Genomic DNA, 20154 nt, shown 5'->3' with positions numbered 1-20154 from the left:
ACGGTCACAAGAATAGAAGGTCTGGATCAGGCGTTGCGCTGAACCCGGCAACAGGGGATGGGGCGGAGACAGTCGGGGAGCATGCGCATGGTGAGTTGCCTCTTGTCATTATTATGGGAGTCGACAATCCGGCGGGCTCATACAGATCAGCGCCGGATGACGCTGCCGCGACATTAATGATCCGAGGGTTTTAGCGTCAATTCGATAAACGCAACACTGTGCGTTTATCGAACAGCTTCATCAGGCGAACAATTGCGCACTAAGGTCGCGGCTGGCGCTGAGCAGGCCCGGCAGGAAGCGTTGTTCCAGCTCGGTACGACTGACGCGACCGGCGTGAGTACTGACGTTCAGTGCTGCAACCACTTGCCCGGAAGCATCGTAGACCGGCACGGCAATCGAGCGCAGGCCTTGCTCCAGTTCCTGATCGACGATGCACCAGCCTTGTTGCCGCACTTCTTGCAGGCATTCGAGTAGCGCCTCGGGCGTGTGCAGGGTGCGGCTGGTCTTGGCAACCAGTTCAGCGTGGTCGAGGTATTCACCCAGCGACGTGTCGTCCAAAGCTGCCAGCAGAATCCGCCCCATCGACGTGCAATAGGCCGGCAAGCGCCCGCCCACCGAAAGATCCACGGAAATCAGTCGCTGGGTGGTCGCCGAGCGGGCGATATACAGAATGTCGTCACCTTCCAGCGTGGCCATGTTGCAGGCTTCGTGCAGTTGCTCGCTCATGCGGTCGAGGTACGGCTGCGCGGAGACGGCCAACGGTGTCGAGGATAAATAGGCGTGGCCGAGGGTCAGCACTTTCGGCAGCAACGAGTAGGTGCGCCCGTCAGTCGTGGCGTAGCCGAGCTTGATCAACGTGTGCAGGCAACGGCGCACGGCGGCCCGGGGAATTTCCGTGCGGTGGCTGATCTGGGCGATGGTCAGATGACGCTTGCGCTCCTGAAAGGCCTGCACCACCGCCAGACCACGGGCTAGCGAGGTCATGAAGTCCGGATCACCGGTCAGCGCCTGGATCCGTTTGGCCGGCGAGGCAACAATCGGCGGCGCCACTGAGGTGAAGGAGTTGCGCATTTGATCGTTCATTTCTTGTCCTTGGTTCCGGCACGGATCAATGGCTATACAAGCGACTCCCGGGAAGATGCACAAGAGTGGAGACGCCAAGATTGGGCGATTATCGAACCGCCGACCGATTATCGCAATGGCTCCCGGCTGGCCGCTCGGGCGCCTTATTAGTGAGGATTGAACTTCGGTGCATCATTGGCTCTGCGCATAGTTGTTCGACTAAATGGCGCCAGAAACTGATCACCTGACAAACAAGGCAACACCCCACCGACAACTTCTGTTAAAAGTTGTGAGTCACAAAACAATCACACATCCGGAACCGTTTTTAACTTGGCAGAGATAGTCAATTCCAAATCGACCGCTATAATGCAAGTCAGTGGTCTGTCGTTTTTTCCTTGATAACGACGCCACCCGCTGCCGCGATGTCCATCGCGGTCAGCCCGGCCAGCGCCTGACGCTCATACTCATGCACCGCCAGCACGCTTGCTGATTACTGGAAACTGATGCTGCGTCAGTTTTAATCTGGTGACGTAGCCGCCTGCAACATGGAAGTCTTGAACGTTCTGCCGACACCACCAATGTCCATTCTGGCATTGAGCCTCGGCGGGTTCGCTCAATCGATTTGTTGCCGTGCGATTCGCCAGACATTTAACTCAACTCAAACAGGTAGCACTGTGACGAAAGACGAACTGCGCGCGGAACTTGAGCGCCAGGAACAACGTTACAAGGATGTTTACGGCGGGGAAGTCACCACCTACGCCGCTCAACCCGAACCGGAACGCAAGGCATGGCGGAAACGACCAACTGTTCAGGATCAGGTTTTCCAGCAAGAACTGAAAAAGATGGAAGAAGAACTCAAAACCGAAGAGCCATAAGTCACGGTTTTTGCTTCTTTGAAGGTTTGCGCCAGCACCGGCTACAAGCGCGGTGTAACGACGAAGCCTTGCGCGCCCGCTACCCGCGGGCAGCGGCTATCTCCCCAGCCGGCAGGCTGCAGGGACGATTCAGACAGGTTTCACAGATATTTCAGACAAGCGTTTGAACCCTTTACGTGCCTGCGAAACTCACGGGCTAGAAGGACTTTTTCCAAGTAATTCAATGACTTGAAAAACCCTGCGCGACGCTTGGTTTTAATGCGCTGCAACAAATTAAATCGAAGAAGAATGTTACCGATGAGCAGGTAGGGCATCGATTTCGAGACTTTTCTGGCATAATCGCGCCCCCTTACGACCGGGTCAGAAAACCTTCATGATCGATTTATTCAGCGGACTGGATGCTTGGGTGCTTGTGAGCCTCTTGCTCGCCCTGACGTTTGTCCTCGCCTTCGAGTTCATCAATGGATTTCATGACACCGCTAACGCGGTAGCCACTGTTATCTACACCAAAGCCATGCCGCCTCACCTGGCGGTGTTCTTTTCCGGTGTGTTCAATTTCCTCGGCGTGCTGCTGGGCGGGGTTGGCGTGGCGTATGCCATTGTCCACTTGCTGCCGGTTGAACTGCTGATCAATGTGAACACCGGCCATGGCCTGGCGATGGTGTTCTCGTTGCTCGCGGCGGCGATCACCTGGAACCTGGGCACCTGGTACTTCGGTATCCCGGCGTCGAGTTCCCACACCTTGATCGGTTCGATCCTCGGTGTCGGCCTGGCCAATGCCCTGATCAACGATATCCCGTTGGCCGACGGCGTGAACTGGCAGAAAGCGATCGACATCGGCGCTTCGCTGGTGTTCTCGCCGATGGCTGGCTTCCTGATCGCGGCACTGGTGCTGATCGGCCTGAAATGGTGGCGCCCGCTGTCGAAGATGCACAAGACACCGGAACAGCGCCGCAAGATCGACGACAAGAAGCACCCGCCGTTCTGGAACCGTCTGGTCCTGGTGATCTCGGCCATGGCCGTGAGCTTCGTGCACGGCTCCAACGATGGCCAGAAAGGCATCGGCCTGATCATGCTGGTGTTGATCGGTATCGTTCCTGCGCAGTTCGTACTTGACCTGAACAGCACGACTTACCAGATCGAACGCACCCGCGATGCGACCCTGCACCTGAGCCAGTTCTACCAGCGCAACTCTGATTCCCTCGGCGAGTTCCTGGCCCTGGGTAAAAGTGTAGAAGGCGACCTGCCGGAGAAATTCCGCTGCAACCCGCAGCAGACCGAACCGACCATCAGCGCCCTGCTCCACACCCTCAAAGGTGTAGCGGACTACCATTCGCTGTCGTCGGAAAGCCGCGTAGAAGTTCGTCGCTACCTACTGTGCCTGGATGACACGGCGAAGAAAGTCGGCAAGCTGCCAGGCCTGGAAGCCCGTGAAAAGGCTGACCTGGACAAACTGCGCAAAGATCTGACCACCACCACCGAATACGCCCCGTTCTGGGTGATTCTGGCGGTCGCACTGGCCCTGGGCCTGGGCACCATGGTTGGCTGGAAACGCGTGGTACTGACCATCGGTGAGAAGATCGGCAAGCAAGGCATGACCTATTCTCAGGGCATGTCGGCGCAGATCACCACTGCCAGTTTGATCGGTATGGCCAACATCTTCAGCCTGCCGGTGTCGACCACTCACGTTCTGTCTTCGGGCGTGGCCGGGACCATGGTCGCCAACAAGAGCGGCCTGCAGGGTGGTACGGTTCGCACCATTCTGTTGGCGTGGGTGTTGACCCTGCCGGCGACTGTTGCGCTGTCGGCCGGGTTGTTCTGGCTGGCGTCTAAGGCTTTGGGTAGCTGATAGATAGCGGCACATGAGAAAGGCGCGATTCGAAGGAATCGCGCCTTTTTTTGTGTTTGGGGGGGTGGGGGTTGAGGGGTTGGGGGCATATCCGTTGCTGCGGTAACGGCTGCTTAGGGTTCCGCCCTTACGGCGGGTCACTTTTTCCAGACGCCGAAAAAGTAACCAAAAANGGCACTTCGCCTAGGCTCAGTGTTCCCTCGCTACGGTGTCCATCCGGGGGCATCGCCTCCGGTTTGCTTCGCTGCACCTCCTCTCGATGAATGCGGCTTCGCCGCACGGCGCTGCGCGCCTACCCCGGATGAACACCTCCGCTCGGCCTGCCGATGGGCCTGAAGATCAAGATCAAGATCAAGATCAAGATCAAGATCAAGATCAAGATCAAAAGCCAAAGCCAAAGCCAAAGCCAAAGCCAAAGCCAAAGCCAAAGCCAAAGCCAAAGCCAAAGCCAAAGCCAAAGCCAAAGCCAAAGCCAATCAAAAGATTGCAGCCTTCGGCAGTGCCTACAAGGCATAAGTACAACCGCCAGAGCTTGGTCGACTGTCAGGTCGCCATCGCTGGCAAGCCAGCTCCCACAGGGGTGGAGTACAACCGACAGAAACAGGTCGGCTGTCAGGCCGCCATCACTGGCAAGCCAGCTCCCACAAAAAAATGAGTACACCCCCGCACGCGGCGCATGCCGCCCCACTCAACACAATGAGCGTTAGCTCGAGTACCGCTCTTGATCTCAAGCGCCCGTCGGCAGGCTGAGCGGAGGGATTGATCCGGGGGTGGGAGCGCAGCGACCGTTTGGCGAAGCCAAACACATCGAGAGGAGGTGCAGCGAAGCAAACCGGAGGCGATGCCCCCCGGATCGATCCCGCAGCGAAGGAACCCGAGCCACAGCGAGGGCCGTACGTCAGGGTAAAGCCTTTTTGGTTACTTTTTCGGCGTCTGGAAAAAGTGACCCGCCGTAAGGGCGGAACCCTAATCAGCAACACCCGCAGCAACGGATATTCACAAAAAACACCCCAAGCATGGTCGGCCCACAGGCCGCCAAGGCAAAAAAAAAAGGGCAACCGAAGTCGCCCAAAATGCCTTGCGTGCTCATCAAACCTGAAAGGAAATCAAGGCTTCTTGCGCTTGTTCGCATCCTTCCAGATAAAAAATCCAAACCCTGCAAAAAACAGAACCATGAGGCCAACAGTCAGCACCCCGGCAAACACCACGTTATCGAAAAACATGACTGGCCTCCTGGCCCCTGCTCTGCTGCGATGGAACTAAGTTACCAAACACACAGGCGCACAAATTGACCGGGATCAATACCAGCAACGAAGAGAGATAAAGGCGGGAAAATAACTGACCTGCATCAACGGATGCAGGAGGAGATCAACGCTTTTTCGGTTTGTTTTTCGACTTTTTCTTGGTTTTTCCCAGCGGCATCGCCTGCTCGAAGGCATTGCGCACTTCATTCAGGCGCTTCTCTTTGATGTCGTGTACGCGCTTGGCACGTTCGGCATTGAGGTCAATCAGTGTGTCGTCTTGGCTCATGGCAACAGGCATCGCTTGAAATAATCACAACTGCCGCGTCAAAGGCAGGACTGCGCCAATAATGCAGCCTGACGCGAGCGCTGAACAGCCATCGGCATAACGCACCTTCAACAATTGATGTACCCGCTGCCGGATTTCCACGCACAATCGGCGCCTGGAACCAAGCCCCAAAGGATGTTTGCCGTGCCCTTGCACCAGGATCTGCCACCACTGATGGCCCTGCGCGCCTTTGAGGCCGTGGCGCGCCACTTGAGTTTCATCAAGGCTGCCGATGAGTTGTCAGTCACGCAAAGTGCGATCAGCCACCAAGTGCAAAAGCTTGAAGAATGCCTCAACCTGCGGCTGTTTGTCCGGCGCACACGGGCCATCGACCTGACGCCCGCCGGCGCGGCGTATTACCGACAGATCGAACCCGCCCTCGCCGCCATCGCCCAAGCCACCCGACAATTGCGCGGCGAACAACCGGCCACCTTGCGCATCGGCCTGCTCGCCTCCTTCGCCACGTTATGGCTGGCCCCGCGACTGGCGGATTTCAACGCAAAACATCCGCACATCCATGTCGAACTGCTGCCCGCCGTGCAATTGGCCGATGTCGGCGGTGGTGAAGTCGATCTGGCTATCCGCTATGGCAAGGGCGGCTGGCCGAAAGTCCGCGCCCGGCGCTTCATGAGCGAAACCCTGACCCCGGTGTGCAGCCCCGCCGCCAAGGCGAAAGGTGTCAACAATGGACCGCTGCTGATGGCCAAGTCGCACCAGCCGTTTGAATGGATCGACTGGCAGCAACACAGCGGCATCGATCTGGCTCATGTGCCCAGCGTCATGCTGCACGACTACAACATCGTGGTCGAAGCCGCCGTCGCCGGCCAAGGCATTGCCATGGGGCGCCAGCGCCTGATCGAGCGTCGACTCAAGGAAGGTGCACTGGTGCCTGCCTTCGACACGCCGCCGATGCACAGTGAAATCGGATACTGGCTGGTCACTCCCGAACGTCCGCCAAGCCTGGCTGTACAGAGTTTCTGCCAGTGGCTGGAAGCGATTGCCGACGCATGAGTTATTTGGATACGTCGGATTAAATCTATCCGTTTGTCCGCCCTGCCACGGGGCAACATGCTGAAGCCCTCACTCCGGAGGACTTGCCATGACCGACTCTCTCAACCAACGCGTCCAGCAACTCGGCCTGCAATTGCCCGCACCGAGCCAGCCCATCGCCAATTACGTCAATCACGTCGTCAGCCAAAACCAGCTATTTATCTCTGGGCAGATTCCGCTGCTGGACGGCAAACCCGCCTTCATCGGCCGACTCGGCGAAGCAATCTCCGAAGAGGAAGGGGTCAACGCCGCCGAACTCGCTGCTTTGGGCCTGCTCGCACAGCTCGGCGCTGCCTTGGGGGACGATCTGGGCAAACTGGTGCGCATCATTCGTCTCGGTGTGTTTGTTGCTGCTACGCCTGACTTCCAGCGTCAGGGCGCGGTCGCCAATGGCGCATCGAATCTGCTGGTCAATGCCCTTGGCGAAAAGGGTCGCCATGTGCGCACCGCGGTCGGTGTTGCCAGCCTGCCCAGTGGCGTGGCGGTGGAAATCGATGCGATTTTCGAGCTCCAGCCGTGAATGCTGAGGACATCGCGTTTCTGCGATCAAGAACCCCAGGTTGCAATAACGTCATCCATTTCAACCACGCCGGTGCCTCACTGCCGAGCCAAGCGACCCTAGACGCCGTGATCGCACAGTTGCAACGAGAAGCGCTCGGCGGGCCCATGGAAGTGGCCGACGGTCAGGTACTGGAAAGGGCAAGAACCGCCGCCGCTGTCCTGCTCAATGCCCAACCCGAAGACATTGCGTTTGCCAGCAGCGGCTCGGCGGCGTGGAGTCAGGCGTTCAACGCGCTGGAACCGTGGCAACCGGGCGAGCGGATTCTGGTGGGGCGCCATGAATGGGCCGGCAATCTGGCCTGCATGGCTGAAGCGGTGAAGGCCGGCGCGCGACTGGAGGTGATTCCCTGCGACGCCAAGGGAGCCGTCGATCCACAGGCACTGGCGCAAATGATCGATCGCCATGTGCGCCTGATCGCCCTGACCTGGCTGCCCGCCAACGGCGGCCTGATCAACCCGGCGGCACAAATCGGTACGGTCGCCCAGCGCCACGGCATCCCCTATTTCATCGACGCCGGCCAGGCATTGGGGCAGTTGCCCTGTGATGTTCAGGCCCTGCAATGCGATGTGCTCAAGGGCGCCGGGCGCAAGTTTCTGCGCGGTCCACGCGGCACTGCGCTGCTGTATGTGCGCGCGCAGTTTCTGCAACGTTTGTTGCCGGTACAACGCGATGTGCTGTCGGCGCCGTGGGACGGCCAGCGCTTCACCTTGCGCAATGACGCCCGGCGTTTCGAGACCAGTGAAGTGTCGTTGGCCCTGCTGGCCGGATTGGCCAATGCACTGGAGGAACACAATCGAATCGGTGCGATTTCGATTCGACGGCGCATCGAACAATCCAGCCGCCTCCTGCGTGAGCGCATGCAGACGATTCCCGGCCTGACCCTGCGCAATCTCGGCGCGGCGCAGCAGCAATCCGGGCTGATCGCTTTCACGCTCCAGGGTTGGGACTGTGTTGCGCTCAAGCAGGCACTGGCCGCACGCCGCATCAACATCGGCGCCAATGGCGTCGCCTACACGCCGCTGGACATGCAGGCGCGCGGGCTGGACAGCATCGCGCGGGTGGCGGTGAGTTATCTGAATACAGAAGAGGAAATCGAAGTGTTGCTGGCAAACCTGGCTGAACTGGCCGCTCAGCCTCAGATTTCGATGTCGACCCACAGGCCCTGACGCGGCTGATCTTCCATCAGCGGCACCACCGGCACGGTGTTGTCGGCATTCAGTTCATGACCCGGCACGGCGAGGTGCTCTTCGGGGTCTTCATCGGCTTCGCGCCGGCGACGATCACGTTCCTGCTGACGGCGCTGTTCTTCGCGCGCCATCAGTCTGTCCTCTTCAGGATCGCGCTTTTGCAGATCGATCGTGCTTTCGTTGGAGCTTTCCTGCACCGGCACCACCGGAGGAATGTCCGGCCGCTGGCGGATCGGATCCTGCTGGGAAGTGATCGGCACAGCGCTCAAGGGGAGCATCGGTGGCAACATATAAGGGTCTCCTGTCAGCAGGCTATCGGCTTGGGCGATGGCGGCTTGAGCCACTGGTCGCTAACTTGTGACCGGGTTGGCACTCACGGGTGCCGCAAATCGCTCGAAAACTGACGGATGACTGCTTTTGTCTGCACTTGCAGCTTGTAGCTAAATGCTTGCCGCTGCGCCTAATCCTTTGGCCCTGAAGCCTGCATTCCGTTAAGATAGCCCGCTTTTTCAAGGTGGGAGTCAGGCAGCATGGCGCAGCAGTATCAACCGGGGCAACGCTGGATCAGTGACAGCGAAGCAGAGCTTGGTTTAGGCACCGTTCTGGCACAGGACGGCCGCTTGTTGACCGTGCTTTACCCGGCCACTGGCGAAACCCGCCAGTACGCGCTACGGAATGCGCCCCTCACTCGCGTGCGATTCTCGCCGGGTGACAGCATTACCCACTTCGAAGGCTGGAAGATGACCGTCCAGCAAGTCGACGATGTCGACGGTCTGATGGTCTATCACGGCCTCAACGCGCAGAACGAAGCCGTTACCCTGCCGGAAACCCAGCTGTCGAACTTCATTCAGTTCCGTCTGGCCAGCGACCGTCTGTTCGCCGGGCAGATCGACCCGTTGGCGTGGTTCTCGCTGCGCTACAACACCCTCGAACACACCAGCCGCCAGTTGCAATCTTCGCTCTGGGGCCTGGGCGGCGTGCGTGCGCAGCCGATCGCGCACCAGTTGCACATTGCCCGTGAAGTCGCCGACCGAATCGCGCCGCGCGTATTGCTGGCGGACGAAGTGGGTCTGGGTAAAACCATCGAAGCCGGTCTGGTGATCCATCGCCAACTGCTCTCCGGTCGCGCCAACCGCGTGCTGATCCTGGTGCCGGAAAACCTTCAGCACCAGTGGCTGGTCGAAATGCGCCGCCGCTTCAACCTGCAGGTCGCGCTGTTCGACGAAGAACGCTTCATCGAAAGCGATGCCAGCAACCCGTTCGAAGATACCCAACTGGCGCTGGTAGCGCTGGAATGGCTGGTCGACGACGAAAAGGCGCAAGACGCACTGTTCGCCGCCGGTTGGGATCTGCTGGTAGTCGACGAAGCCCACCACCTGGTCTGGCACGAAGACAAGGCCAGTCCGGAATACACCCTGGTCGAGCAACTGGCTGAAACCATTCCGGGCGTGCTGCTGCTCACCGCCACGCCGGAACAACTCGGTCAGGACAGCCACTTCGCCCGTCTGCGCCTGCTCGATCCAAACCGTTTCCATGACCTGGCCGCCTTCCGCGCCGAGAGCGAAAATTATCGCCCGGTGGCCGAAGCCGTTCAGGAGCTGCTGGACAAGGGTCGCCTGTCGCCTGAAGCGCACAAGACCATCCACGGTTTCCTCGGCAACGAAGGCGAAGCCTTGTTGACCGCCGTCAACGATGGCGACACCGAAGCCAGCGCCCGCCTCGTGCGTGAACTGCTTGACCGCCACGGCACCGGCCGCGTGCTGTTCCGTAACACCCGCGCCGCCGTTCAGGGCTTCCCGGAGCGCAAACTGCACCCGTACCCGCTGCCGTGCCCGGACGAATATCTGGAACTGCCGCTGGGCGAACACGCCGAGCTGTACCCGGAAGTCAGCTTCCAGGCCCAGCCGGACGCCAGCGAAGAAGAGCGCTGGTGGAAATTCGACCCGCGTGTCGAGTGGCTGATCGATCAGCTGAAAATGCTCAAGCGCACCAAAGTGCTGGTGATCTGCGCCCACGCCGAAACCGCGATGGACCTGGAAGACGCCCTGCGCGTGCGCTCCGGCATCCCGGCCACAGTGTTCCACGAAGGCATGAACATCCTTGAGCGTGACCGCGCCGCCGCCTACTTCGCCGACGAAGAATTTGGCGCGCAAGTGCTGATCTGCTCGGAAATCGGCAGTGAAGGTCGCAACTTCCAGTTCGCTCACCACCTGGTGCTGTTCGATCTGCCGTCGCATCCGGACCTGCTCGAGCAGCGTATCGGGCGTCTCGACCGGATCGGCCAGAAACACATCATCGAACTGCACGTGCCGTACCTGGAAACCAGCCCGCAAGAGCGTCTGTTCCAGTGGTACCACGAAGCGCTGAACGCGTTCCTCAACACCTGCCCGACCGGCAACGCCTTGCAGCACCAGTTCGGCCCACGCCTGCTGCCGCTGCTCGAAGAAGCCGACGACGGCGAGTGGCAAGCGCTGATCGACGAGGCACGCACCGAGCGCGAGCGTCTGGAAGAGGAGCTGCACACCGGTCGCGACCGTCTGCTGGAGCTCAACTCCGGCGGTTCGGGTGAAGGCGATCAGTTGGTCGAGGACATCCTTGAGCAAGACGATCAGTTCGCCCTGCCGATCTACATGGAAACCCTGTTCGATGCGTTCGGCATCGACAGCGAAGACCATTCGGAAAACGCCCTGATCCTCAAGCCGAGCGAGAAGATGCTCGACGCCAGTTTCCCGCTGGGCGACGACGAAGGCGTGACCATCACCTACGACCGCAACCAGGCGCTGTCGCGCGAAGACATGCAGTTCATCACCTGGGAACACCCGATGGTGCAGGGCGGCATGGATTTGGTGCTGTCCGGCTCGATGGGTAACACCGCCGTCGCGCTGATCAAGAACAAGGCGCTGAAACCGGGCACCGTGTTGCTGGAACTGCTCTATGTCAGCGAAGTGGTTGCCCCGCGCTCGCTGCAACTGGGCCGTTACCTGCCGCCGGCCGCGCTGCGCTGCCTGCTCGACGCCAACGGCAACGATCTGTCGGCCCGCGTCTCGTTCGAAACCCTCAACGATCAACTGGAAAGCGTCCCACGCGCCAGCGCCAACAAGTTCATTCAGGCCCAGCGCGATCAGCTGACGCCCCGGATCAACGCCGGTGAAGACAAGATCACCCCGCGTCACGCCGAGCGCGTGGCCGAGGCCCGTCGCCGTCTGGCGGCCGACACCGACGAAGAACTGGCGCGCCTGACCGCGTTGCAAGCGGTCAACCCGACCGTGCGTGACAGCGAACTGGTGGCGTTGCGTGAACAGCGTGAGCAAGGTCTGGCGATGCTGGACAAGGCTGCTTTGCGACTGGAAGCGATTCGGGTATTGGTAGCGGGCTAAACCGCCCTGCTCCAGCGCTGAAAACAAGAGGCCCGCAGTGATGCGGGCCTTTTTTTGCCTGTTATTTATTAGCTGATGCTGATGGCCTCATCGCTGGCAAGCCAGCTCCCACATTGGATCTCCAGCATGAACACAATCCCTGTGGGAGCTGGCTTGCCAGCGATAGCGGTTATGCAGTCGCAGCAGCAATGTCTGGCTCAACCACCGCCACCAAGCCCTCCTTCATCCGCTGCGCATCCCGCACAAAACACCGCGCCGCCAGAAACAGAAACACCATCGTCAGGAACAGCGCCACCGGAATCAGATACATAGCGTCGTGCAGCCCAACTGCCTTGAACGCTTCAGTCATCTGCTCCGCCCCCGCCGCCATCATCGCCGACTTGGCAAAATGATCCGACAGCCCGCCAACCACCACCGGCCCCAATCCACCGCCCAGCAGATACAACCCGGCAAAGAACAACGCCATCGCTGTCGCCCGCAGGCGCGGTTCGACCACGTCCTGAATCGCCGTGTACACGCAGGTATAGAAGTTATAGGCAAACAGCCAACCGACGCTGAACAGCGCCACAAACACACCAATCTCGATGCGCCCGGCATGCAACGCCCAAGCCGTGCACAGCGTCGAAATAATCAGACTGAACGCCGCGAACAGCAGTCGCCCATTGGCCACGCGCTGGTGAATCTTGTCAGCGATCCAGCCACCGAGGGTCAGGCCGATCAGCCCGGTCACGCCGACGATCAACCCGGTCGCCACCGCCGCTTCCTGCAACGGCATGAGGAAATAGCGTTGCAGCATCGGCACCAGAAACGAGTTGCAGGCATAGGTGGCGAAGTTAAAGCACAGCCCGGCCATCACCAGCCACAGGAAGGTCGGCACGGCGAGGATCCGGCGGATCGGTTTGTCGACTTTCTCTTGCGAGACCTGCACGGTTTCCGCTGCGCCGCGTTTTGGCTCCTTGATGAAAAACATGAAGATCGCGAGGAGCAGCCCCGGTACGGCGGCGATGAAGAACGGCGCGCGCCAGCTGTCGAATGCCTTGACCATCCAGCCGATGGTGAAGAACGCCAGCAGCAGCCCCAACGGCAGACCAAGCATGAAAATACCCATCGCACGCGCCCGACGGTGGGCCGGAAACAGATCACCGATCAACGAATTGGCGGCCGGTGCGTAACTGGCCTCGCCGATACCGATGCCCATGCGCACGAGCAAAAAGCTCCAGAAACTGCCGACCAGACCGTTGACCGCGGTCAGCGCACTCCACGTCGCCAGGCCCCAGCCCATCAGTTTGCTGCGTGAGCCGGTGTCGGCCATGCGCCCGAGCGGCAGGCCGGCAATCGCATAAACAATGGTGAACGCGGTGCCGACGATCCCCAGCTGAAAGTCGCTGAGGTGCCATTCCATGCGAATCGGTTCGATGATGATCGCCGGGATGGTGCGGTCGAAGAAATTGAACAGGTTGGCGAGGAACAGCAGGAACAGAATGCGCCAGGCATTCGCCGCTTGGGTCGAGTTCTGCATGGGTCCGTCTCTTTATTGTTATTAGGGCTTCACTGCCGACGCATCCGAGCCCGGAACCTGCAATCTAGTCAGGCCGGCAGAGGCTGTCTGTGATCATTCGTCTGCCTGATATCGGGCCATGGCCCTGTAACGAAACGTAAGCCCTTGATAACGCTGAAGTCCCCCGAAAACCGGGGCTTTCGCGGCAAAACCTTGCCACAAAAAAATAGTTTCGCGCCCCCCTTCCCAAGTTCGTGGCGAAGCCTAGAATGGCCGCCGGATCCGTCCGGATCTCCCGATCAATCCCTTTGATACCCGCCCCCATGTCCGAAGTCAGTCCGTGTCTGAATTGCGGTGCCTGCTGTTCCCATTTTCGCGTGTCTTTTTTCTGGGGTGAGTGCTCATCCTCCGGCGGTACTGTGCCCGATGAACTGGTGACGCAAATCAGCCCGAGTCGGGTGGCGATGAACGGCACCGACTGCAAATCGCCGCGCTGCACGGCATTGGTCGGTGAAGTGGGTAGCAACGTGCAGTGCTCGATTTATGAGCAGCGCGCCAGCCCCTGCCGTGAATTCGAATCGTCGTGGGAAAACGGCGAACAGAACGTTGACTGCGACAAGGCCCGCGCGCGCTTCGGCCTGCCACCCCTGCAACCCGACTGGGCCGAGATCCCTTTCGACAAGAGCGCCTGACCTTTAGCGCCAATGGCTATGAGGCTAATGCCGAAATCATTGGCATCAATGTGCTACCACGGCTTGCATCGCGAAAACCGCCTCTATACTCCAGTCATTCGCCTGCGTTGACGACGCAGTAAGGACGACTTCAGAGACGGGGCATGCTATGGAGTGGCTTGGTTTGCAGTTTGTTACCGAGCTGCCGGAGAGCGGGCAGGTCATTCTCGATTGCACACACAACCCTTTACTGGTGCTGGTGGCCTATCTGGTCGCCTGCGCTGCGAGTTTCGCTACCCTCGACATGGCCGAACGCGTCGGCCACGCTGAAGACCCCGGCTCACAACGACTGTGGCGCTGGATCGGCGCGACCTGCCTGGCCGGCGGCATCTGGGCCATGCACTTCATCGGCATGCTCGCCTTTCAGGCGCCGATCGACATTCAGTACGACTTGCCGATCACCCTGTTTTCCCTGCTGATTGCCCTGCTCGCTTCGTGGCTGGCCATGCACACGCTGAGCGAGGCGCAACCCAGCCTGATGCATTACCTGAAAACCGCCATCGTCATCGGCTTGGGCATTGCCGGTATGCACTACGTCGGCATGGCCGCGATGCACTCGGTTGCCACGGCTTATTACCAGCCCTTGTTGTTCGGCCTGTCGATCGTGATTGCCATCGTCGCCAGTTTCGCGGCCTTGTGGGTCGCGGGTTACTTGCGTGAAGGCAGCGGCATCGCTCATCAGATGCTCAAGTACGCCGCGGCACTGATCCTTGGCGCGGGCATTTTCAGCATGCACTTCACCGGGATGGCGGCGTTACGTCTGGTGTTGCCCGAGGGTAGTGTGCCGAGCCTTTCGGCGGAAAGCAGTCACCTGCAACTGGGCCTGACGGTGGCGCTGATCATTCTGTTGATCCTCGGTAGCGCGATCAGCGCAGCACTGGCCGACAAGAAGTTGCAGAACAAGGAGCACGACCTGCGCCGAGTCAACGCGCTGCTCAGCCAACTCGATCAGGCGCGCATGTCGCTGCAACAAGTGGCCAACTACGACGCCCTGACCAACCTGATCAACCGTCGTGGCTTCAACCAGATCTTCGCCGAGAAGCTCAGCCAGAAAGCCACCGAAGGCGGCATGCTCGCGGTGATGTTTCTCGACATCGACCACTTCAAGCGGATCAACGACAGCCTCGGCCATGACGCCGGCGACGCCTTGCTCAAGGTCATCGCCAATCACATCAAAGGCTCGGTGCGCAGCCATGAAGACGTGGTCGCGCGTTTCGGGGGGGATGAGTTTTGCATCCTGATCGGTCTGAATGACCGTGAAGAGGCGCGCGGCATGGCGCAACGGATCATGCAGAAAATGAAAGAGCCGATCGAACTCGCCGGACGCCGGATGGTGATGACCACCAGCATCGGCATCAGCCTCTATCCAGAAGACGGGACCACCTGCGAGGAGTTGCTCAAGCACGCAGATCTGGCGTTGTATCAGTCCAAAGGCGCGGGACGCAATGGCTTGCACTTTTTCAGCTCCAACCTGAAGACCCGCGCCAGCTTCGAGCTGCAACTGGAGGAAGAGCTGCGCCACGCCCTGCGCGAAGAAAACGGCCTGATGCTGTATTACCAACCGATCTTCGAACTGAAAACCGGCCGGGTTACCAAGCTCGAAGCGTTGATCCGCTGGCAGCATCCGGTCCACGGCCTGCTGACCCCGGACCGCTTTATCAGCATCGCCGAAAACAATGGCCTGATCGCCGAACTGGACAATTGGGTCCTGCGCCGCGCCTGCAAGGATCTGGGTGAACTGTCGCGCCATGGCTGCGAAGAACTGAAAATCGCCTGGAACTGTTCACCGCTGAACCTCGCCCGGGAAGAACTGGCGGACGAAATCGAAAGTGCGCTGCGCACCGCTGGGGTGGCGCCGGAACGGCTGGAGCTGGAAGTCACCGAGAATGCGCTGATGGGCAACATCGCCAACACCCTGGTGCTGTTGCGCCAGATCCGCGCCCTCGGTGTGTCGCTGTCGATCGATGACTTCGGCACCGGCTACTCGTCGCTGGCCTACCTCAAGCGACTGCCGCTCAACACCCTGAAAATCGACCGCTCGTTCATCCTCGACATTCCCAAAGCCACGGCCGACATGGAGATCGTCCAGGCGATCATCGTCATGGCGCACACCCTGCATTTGCAGGTGGTCACCGAAGGCGTGGAAAGCCTGGAGCAATACGAGTTCCTCGAGCGTTCGGGCTGCGATTTCATTCAGGGCTACCTGCTCAGCCGCCCGGTGCCGCTGGACGAGCTGCGCCCGGTGCTGGAAGAAATCAATCAGCGCAAACATTCACACACGATCAATCCGTTGATTCTGGCGCGCGGTACATTTGCACCAGTGTCGCTGGATCCTGCGCCAAAAAGCCTTGCGCCCCATGCAGGCGCATCAGTTGTGCGGCCAATCCGCTGATCGGCGTGGCCGAGCCTTGTTCGCGAGAGAACTTCACCGCCGTATCGAGATCCTTGAGCAGCGTGCGCACGTGCCATTTGATCGGTTCGAAACGGCTTTCGGCCATTTGCGGAGCGAGGATCTGCAACGGTTTGGAGTCGGCAAAACCACCGGCCAACGCCTCGGCAATCAGGCTGGCATCGACGCCCGCCTGCTCGGCCAACGCCACCACTTCAGCAATCACCAGCGCATTGCAGGCGACGATCATCTGATTGCAGGCCTTGGTCACCTGACCCGCGCCAACGCCGCCCATGTGCGTGACGCGCTGCCCCAGCTTGAGCAGCACCGGGCGTACGCGCTCAACGTCCGCCACCTCGCCACCGACCATGATTGCCAGGCTACCGGCCTCGGCCCCGACCACGCCGCCGGATACCGGTGAATCCACCCAGGCCATGCCGGTTTGCTCCAGCAACTGCGCCGCCATTTCACGCGTCGCCGTCGGCTCAAGGCTGGAAAAATCTACCAGCAACTGACCTTTTTTCGCTCCTTCGGCGACACCGGCCGGGCCGAACACGACTTCGCGCACCACCGCCGTATCGGCCAGACACAACATCACCACGCCGGCGTGTGCGCACAGTTCTGCGGGGCTCGCTACCTGCCGGGCACCGGCCTCGACCAGTGGCGCGCACTTGGCCGGGTTACGGTTCCACACCGCCAGCGGATAACCCGCTGCCAGCAGACGCCGGCACATTGGCAGGCCCATCAGACCGATTCCGGCGAACCCCAACGAAGGTAGCGTTGACATCATTTAGCCTCCTTTTGATTAAAGATCGCCGAATAATGGCCGATTCATCAACGATCAGGAAAGGATTCCCCCAAGCGACAGTCAGGCCAAGTCCCTGACGCTCGGGCTCAATTCGCGCAAAAAAAGACGCGAGATCTTATTCCGTGAGGTTCGCAGGCAACTGGCCCGCGAGCCAACCAGTCCAGGCATATGGCGCACAATGACTTCTAAAAACAATCCCGCCACCGCGGTATCCGATCTGACCTTGAGCCCCGCGGCGAACAGCCCGTCATCGTCGAAGCCATTGGTCCCGTCGCGCCCGCTGTCAACTCAGCAATACCTGTACTTCACCGAAACCAATACCGACCGTATCCTCGACAACCTCGATGGCCTGCGTGATCTGGTGTTCCCGCGTCCGCCGCACCTGGAAGGCGACAACGAACAGCACAACGATCAGGAATTCCCCTCGGTGTGCCTGATCGGCCTCGGTCGCTGCGGCTCCAACATCGCCCTCGACGTCGCGGAGCTGGTGTACAACGCGCGCAAGTTCTACCTCAACGAATTCAACAACGAAGATCGCCTGTCGCCAGACAAACGCTACGCCGAAAAGGGCTACAGCCCGGCCCAGTGGATCAAGAACAACCTGCGCATCGGCCCGAACAAATCTACCAAACCGGTGTTTCTGGTAGAGCCGCTGGTGATGCTCGGCGACCTCGACAAGGACATCGCCGGGCGCATCCGTTTCTCGCGCAAGGGCGAGAAAAGCGGCTTCCTGCGCGACTACAGCAAAATGAAGATCATGGACTTGTCCGAAGTCCACGCCGGTGGCGCCGGTAACGCGCCGATCCTCGGCCAGTATCTGGCGAAGATCATCCTCAACAAGGACACCCAGCGTTTCTCCAGCCCAGACTGGAAAATGATTCACTCGTACCTGATCGACAGCTGCGGCATCAAGGCCAACCAGTCGCGCCTGTATTTCTCGATCTTCAGTGCCGGCGGCGGTACCGGTTCCGGCATGGCCTCGGAATTCGGCCTGGCCCAGCAGCACTCGTACATGAACAAGACGTTCGACACCAAGCCGATGGACGAGCATGACGGCAAGAGCGGTCATTCGTTCGTGTTCGAGCCGATCTTCACCAGCGGCATCTGCGTGCTGCCGAACATTTCCGACCACCGCAGCGAAATGTCCGAGGCGCTGCACATCAACGCCGGTCGCCTGCTGTGCAAATACCTCTCGGAAGAATGGGATTTCTCCTACAACTTCGCCAACGAAGACAGCAGCGAAGCCAGCGTCATGGGCCGTATCCGCCCATGGAACGCGATGATGCTGATTTCCAACGACATCATGCGATACGCCGAAGAGAGCGATGACGGCAACATCCAGAACATTGACGTCAATGCGATGGAAAAACACGCCAACCAGTACATCTCGCAGCAGATCTTCAACATTCTGACCGCGCAGGCCGTCACCACTGACTACGACCAGAACTACTTCCGTCGTGCCGGCATCGACATCGGCGAAACCATTCGCCTGGATGCCAACGACCTGTTCATGAGTCTGGCCGGCCCGGTGGCGATTGCCTACGCCGAATCGGTGGTGCCGGAAACGCCGCCGCCGAGCAGCGACAAGTTCAAGGTGTTCGATAAAGAGCCGCAGCGCCTGAACATCGACGATCTGTTCTTCCGCTCAATCGACCTGCCGCACTTCAACAAGGTCACCCAGGCGATCGAAGGCATCAGCCTGCTGCCGATCGAGTCCAAGCGCTATCGCGCCTCGCTGGAGCAGTACAAGAACTCCGGCTACGACGCTGCCGCGCTGCACGACTTGCACTTCTTCAAGAACTGCTCGTCGGTGGTCTCGATTGTCTCGCTGCCGAAAGACTACAAACTGTCGTACATGGACCTGAACCGGTTGAAGACCCACCTCAACAGCCTGTTCCCCAACACCACGCTCAAGCGTTATGCGTTGGTGATCGGTGCTTCGGCCAACCTGTCGCTGACCACCCTGATCGCCAAGAGCCCGTGCCTGTCGGACGACTTCCTGACCTTGATCGTGGCGTTCATCAAGCGCTGCTTCGCGAAGAACCCGTACCGGTTCGACGAGACGCTGGATAACTCGATTCTCGACTTCATCATCAACGAAGAATTCGACGAAGACCGCATCGATGACCTGCTCAACGAATTCGAGAACCCGGCGAAGATCCTCGACACCAACTGGTACGCGATCAAGCCGATGTACGAGAAGAAGTACCGCGAGTTGATCAACGATAAAGAGAAGTTTGTCTCGATCAATGACATTCGCCTGTCGCGCGATTGCGTGAAGAAAGCGATCAAGTACCTGCGCGAGATCTACCGTCACCGGATTGGCAAGACCAAGGTTATTTCCCTCAATAACCATACCGGGAAGTCGTTCTCGGTCTGATCACAGACCGGGTCGCCCCAATCGCTGGCAAGCCAGCTCCCACAGGTTTTCGGGTGTTCACAATATTGGTGTTCACCGCAAACCTTGTGGGAGCTGGCTTGCCAGCGATTGGGCCCTCAGATTCCCTGAAGATTTCAGCTTTTCCAATATCCAGAAACAATTAAGCAGCCGTTAGGCTGCTTACTAAACTGTTCCCGTTACGTTTACGTCACCGTGATGCCACCCTCGCTTGTGGTGTTTCTCTACGGCAACGTGCCATCACGCTACTCGGCTACACACTTTTCAACGATGCTGGCATGCACTGCATCAGTGCAGGCATTCAGACCGCCGCCCTTTCCTGGATCAAAATCCACGGACTCACCACCACCGCCCACAGCTGTGGATCGCGCTCGAAAATATCCAGCGCCCGCGTTTCAGACAGCTTGGCGACCTGGTCTTCGGCCAGCCAGGCAGCGACTTTCTCGCCTTCATCCGACGCCACGGCCTCGGCAGCGGCGATCAAATCCAGCGCAGGGTCGACCCACAATAGGGCACCCCTGGCGAAGAACGGCTCCAACTCTTTCCAGGTAATAGATGCGGTCTCGCCGAGCAGCTTGGCATAGAGGGTGCTAGGTTCTTGATTCATGGGAACTGTCCGGAAAAGAAATCGACGCGAATGATAACGTCGGTGGTCCGCCAGAAAAACCCGGTTGCAAATGGCTGCACCGAACGAAAAGAGCAGGAACGCCAGGGAATGCTGATGATTGGGATATATGCCCACGAACGCCCCGCCGCAATTCTGTCTTTTTCATTCAAAAATGCGACACCCCCAAGTTTT

At 59.5% G+C, this 20154-nt stretch carries 17 protein-coding genes; 9 read left to right on the top strand and 8 right to left on the bottom strand.

Annotated elements, in window-relative coordinates; all coding sequences use genetic code 11:
• Window positions 1–240 precede the first annotated feature (240 nt).
• Window positions 241–1083, bottom strand: coding sequence for a pca regulon transcriptional regulator PcaR (pcaR, locus tag ACVVH8_RS06795; RefSeq protein WP_123465317.1), 843 nt, complete (start codon window positions 1081–1083; stop codon window positions 241–243).
• Between the two features lie 653 nt (window positions 1084–1736).
• Between pcaR and ACVVH8_RS06790 the strand changes: the two genes are divergently transcribed.
• Window positions 1737–1937 (top strand): hypothetical protein, encoded by a 201-nt coding sequence (locus tag ACVVH8_RS06790; protein WP_103307048.1) that lies wholly within the window; start codon window positions 1737–1739, stop codon window positions 1935–1937.
• Window positions 1938–2310: 373 nt separating this feature from the next.
• Window positions 2311–3786 carry an inorganic phosphate transporter gene (locus tag ACVVH8_RS06785; protein ID WP_103307050.1) on the top strand — a complete coding sequence of 492 codons (1476 nt, stop codon included), beginning with the start codon at window positions 2311–2313 and terminating at the stop codon, window positions 3784–3786.
• A gap of 203 nt (window positions 3787–3989) precedes the next feature.
• On the opposite strand, the gene ACVVH8_RS06780 is transcribed toward ACVVH8_RS06785, so the two are convergent.
• The 3 genes from ACVVH8_RS06780 to ACVVH8_RS06770 all read right to left on the bottom strand — a co-directional run bounded on the left by ACVVH8_RS06780 (window position 3990) and on the right by ACVVH8_RS06770 (window position 5316).
• On the bottom strand, window positions 3990–4262 hold the full coding sequence (locus ACVVH8_RS06780) for a hypothetical protein (RefSeq protein ID WP_475226325.1): 273 nt from the start codon (window positions 4260–4262) through the stop codon (window positions 3990–3992).
• 630 nt (window positions 4263–4892) lie between these two features.
• Complete coding sequence (gene ccoM / locus ACVVH8_RS06775) at window positions 4893–5009, bottom strand: cytochrome c oxidase subunit CcoM (protein WP_007959205.1); 117 nt, start codon at window positions 5007–5009, stop codon at window positions 4893–4895.
• 145 nt (window positions 5010–5154) lie between these two features.
• Window positions 5155–5316: a hypothetical protein gene (locus ACVVH8_RS06770; protein ID WP_475229158.1), complete on the bottom strand. Its 162-nt coding sequence runs from the start codon at window positions 5314–5316 to the stop codon at window positions 5155–5157.
• Between the two features lie 183 nt (window positions 5317–5499).
• On the opposite strand from ACVVH8_RS06770, the gene ACVVH8_RS06765 reads away from it, so the two are divergent.
• The 3 genes from ACVVH8_RS06765 to ACVVH8_RS06755 all read left to right on the top strand — a co-directional run bounded on the left by ACVVH8_RS06765 (window position 5500) and on the right by ACVVH8_RS06755 (window position 8133).
• Window positions 5500–6366, top strand: coding sequence for a LysR substrate-binding domain-containing protein (locus ACVVH8_RS06765; protein WP_103307219.1), 867 nt, complete (start codon window positions 5500–5502; stop codon window positions 6364–6366).
• Window positions 6367–6454: 88 nt separating this feature from the next.
• On the top strand, window positions 6455–6925 hold the full coding sequence (locus ACVVH8_RS06760; protein ID WP_213027779.1) for a RidA family protein: 471 nt from the start codon (window positions 6455–6457) through the stop codon (window positions 6923–6925).
• A complete protein-coding gene (locus ACVVH8_RS06755) occupies window positions 6922–8133 on the top strand; it encodes an aminotransferase class V-fold PLP-dependent enzyme (RefSeq protein WP_475229156.1) in 1212 nt (403 codons plus the stop codon). The genes ACVVH8_RS06760 and ACVVH8_RS06755 overlap by 4 nt, the downstream gene beginning before the upstream one ends.
• Here the strand turns inward: ACVVH8_RS06755 and ACVVH8_RS06750 are convergent.
• On the bottom strand, window positions 8103–8444 hold the full coding sequence (locus ACVVH8_RS06750; RefSeq protein WP_103307214.1) for an aspartate-semialdehyde dehydrogenase: 342 nt from the start codon (window positions 8442–8444) through the stop codon (window positions 8103–8105). The two genes, ACVVH8_RS06755 and ACVVH8_RS06750, sit on opposite strands and share 31 nt — an antisense overlap.
• 240 nt (window positions 8445–8684) lie before the next feature.
• Between ACVVH8_RS06750 and rapA the strand changes: the two genes are divergently transcribed.
• Window positions 8685–11531, top strand: coding sequence for an RNA polymerase-associated protein RapA (rapA, locus tag ACVVH8_RS06745; RefSeq protein WP_213027777.1), 2847 nt, complete (start codon window positions 8685–8687; stop codon window positions 11529–11531).
• 169 nt (window positions 11532–11700) lie between these two features.
• On the opposite strand, the gene ACVVH8_RS06740 is transcribed toward rapA, so the two are convergent.
• Entirely contained in the window at window positions 11701–13050 is a 1350-nt protein-coding gene (locus tag ACVVH8_RS06740; RefSeq protein ID WP_475229154.1) for a spinster family MFS transporter, read from the bottom strand.
• 302 nt (window positions 13051–13352) lie between these two features.
• Here ACVVH8_RS06740 and ACVVH8_RS06735 point away from each other — a divergent pair, with 302 nt between their 5' ends.
• Window positions 13353–13721 (top strand): YkgJ family cysteine cluster protein, encoded by a 369-nt coding sequence (locus ACVVH8_RS06735; protein ID WP_103307211.1) that lies wholly within the window; start codon window positions 13353–13355, stop codon window positions 13719–13721.
• Window positions 13722–13869: 148 nt separating this feature from the next.
• Entirely contained in the window at window positions 13870–16152 is a 2283-nt protein-coding gene (locus ACVVH8_RS06730; RefSeq protein WP_475229152.1) for a putative bifunctional diguanylate cyclase/phosphodiesterase, read from the top strand.
• On the opposite strand, the gene ACVVH8_RS06725 is transcribed toward ACVVH8_RS06730, so the two are convergent.
• Complete coding sequence (locus ACVVH8_RS06725; RefSeq protein ID WP_475229149.1) at window positions 16043–16939, bottom strand: NAD(P)-dependent oxidoreductase; 897 nt, start codon at window positions 16937–16939, stop codon at window positions 16043–16045. The two genes, ACVVH8_RS06730 and ACVVH8_RS06725, sit on opposite strands and share 110 nt — an antisense overlap.
• Before the next feature lie 196 nt (window positions 16940–17135).
• On the opposite strand from ACVVH8_RS06725, the gene ACVVH8_RS06720 reads away from it, so the two are divergent.
• The gene (locus tag ACVVH8_RS06720) at window positions 17136–19337 is read left to right on the top strand and encodes a hypothetical protein (RefSeq protein ID WP_475229147.1); all 2202 of its coding nucleotides are present in this window, start codon (window positions 17136–17138) and stop codon (window positions 19335–19337) included.
• Window positions 19338–19656: 319 nt separating this feature from the next.
• On the opposite strand, the gene ACVVH8_RS06715 is transcribed toward ACVVH8_RS06720, so the two are convergent.
• Complete coding sequence (locus ACVVH8_RS06715) at window positions 19657–19962, bottom strand: DUF2288 domain-containing protein (RefSeq protein WP_475229145.1); 306 nt, start codon at window positions 19960–19962, stop codon at window positions 19657–19659.
• Window positions 19963–20154 lie beyond the last annotated feature (192 nt).

It is taken from the genome of Pseudomonas trutticola BRTCR10 (genome assembly GCF_056155105.1).
The sequence above is the reverse complement of the archived record's forward strand: the minus strand, read 5'-3'. Positions and strand labels throughout refer to the sequence as shown.

Bases quoted from the DNA above. Each gene is read 5' to 3' on its own strand.
- pcaR (WP_123465317.1), bottom strand. From the start codon at position 1,083: ATGAACGATCAAATGCGCAACTCCTTCACCTCAGTGGCGCCGCCGATT.
- ACVVH8_RS06785 (WP_103307050.1), top strand. From the start codon at position 2,311: ATGATCGATTTATTCAGCGGACTGGATGCTTGGGTGCTTGTGAGCCTC.
- ccoM (WP_007959205.1), bottom strand. From the start codon at position 5,009: ATGTTTTTCGATAACGTGGTGTTTGCCGGGGTGCTGACTGTTGGCCTC.
- ACVVH8_RS06770 (WP_475229158.1), bottom strand. From the start codon at position 5,316: ATGAGCCAAGACGACACACTGATTGACCTCAATGCCGAACGTGCCAAG.
- ACVVH8_RS06760 (WP_213027779.1), top strand. From the start codon at position 6,455: ATGACCGACTCTCTCAACCAACGCGTCCAGCAACTCGGCCTGCAATTG.
- ACVVH8_RS06750 (WP_103307214.1), bottom strand. From the start codon at position 8,444: ATGTTGCCACCGATGCTCCCCTTGAGCGCTGTGCCGATCACTTCCCAG.
- rapA (WP_213027777.1), top strand. From the start codon at position 8,685: ATGGCGCAGCAGTATCAACCGGGGCAACGCTGGATCAGTGACAGCGAA.
- ACVVH8_RS06740 (WP_475229154.1), bottom strand. From the start codon at position 13,050: ATGCAGAACTCGACCCAAGCGGCGAATGCCTGGCGCATTCTGTTCCTG.
- ACVVH8_RS06735 (WP_103307211.1), top strand. From the start codon at position 13,353: ATGTCCGAAGTCAGTCCGTGTCTGAATTGCGGTGCCTGCTGTTCCCAT.
- ACVVH8_RS06730 (WP_475229152.1), top strand. From the start codon at position 13,870: ATGGAGTGGCTTGGTTTGCAGTTTGTTACCGAGCTGCCGGAGAGCGGG.
- ACVVH8_RS06725 (WP_475229149.1), bottom strand. From the start codon at position 16,939: ATGATGTCAACGCTACCTTCGTTGGGGTTCGCCGGAATCGGTCTGATG.
- ACVVH8_RS06720 (WP_475229147.1), top strand. From the start codon at position 17,136: ATGACTTCTAAAAACAATCCCGCCACCGCGGTATCCGATCTGACCTTG.
- ACVVH8_RS06715 (WP_475229145.1), bottom strand. From the start codon at position 19,962: ATGAATCAAGAACCTAGCACCCTCTATGCCAAGCTGCTCGGCGAGACC.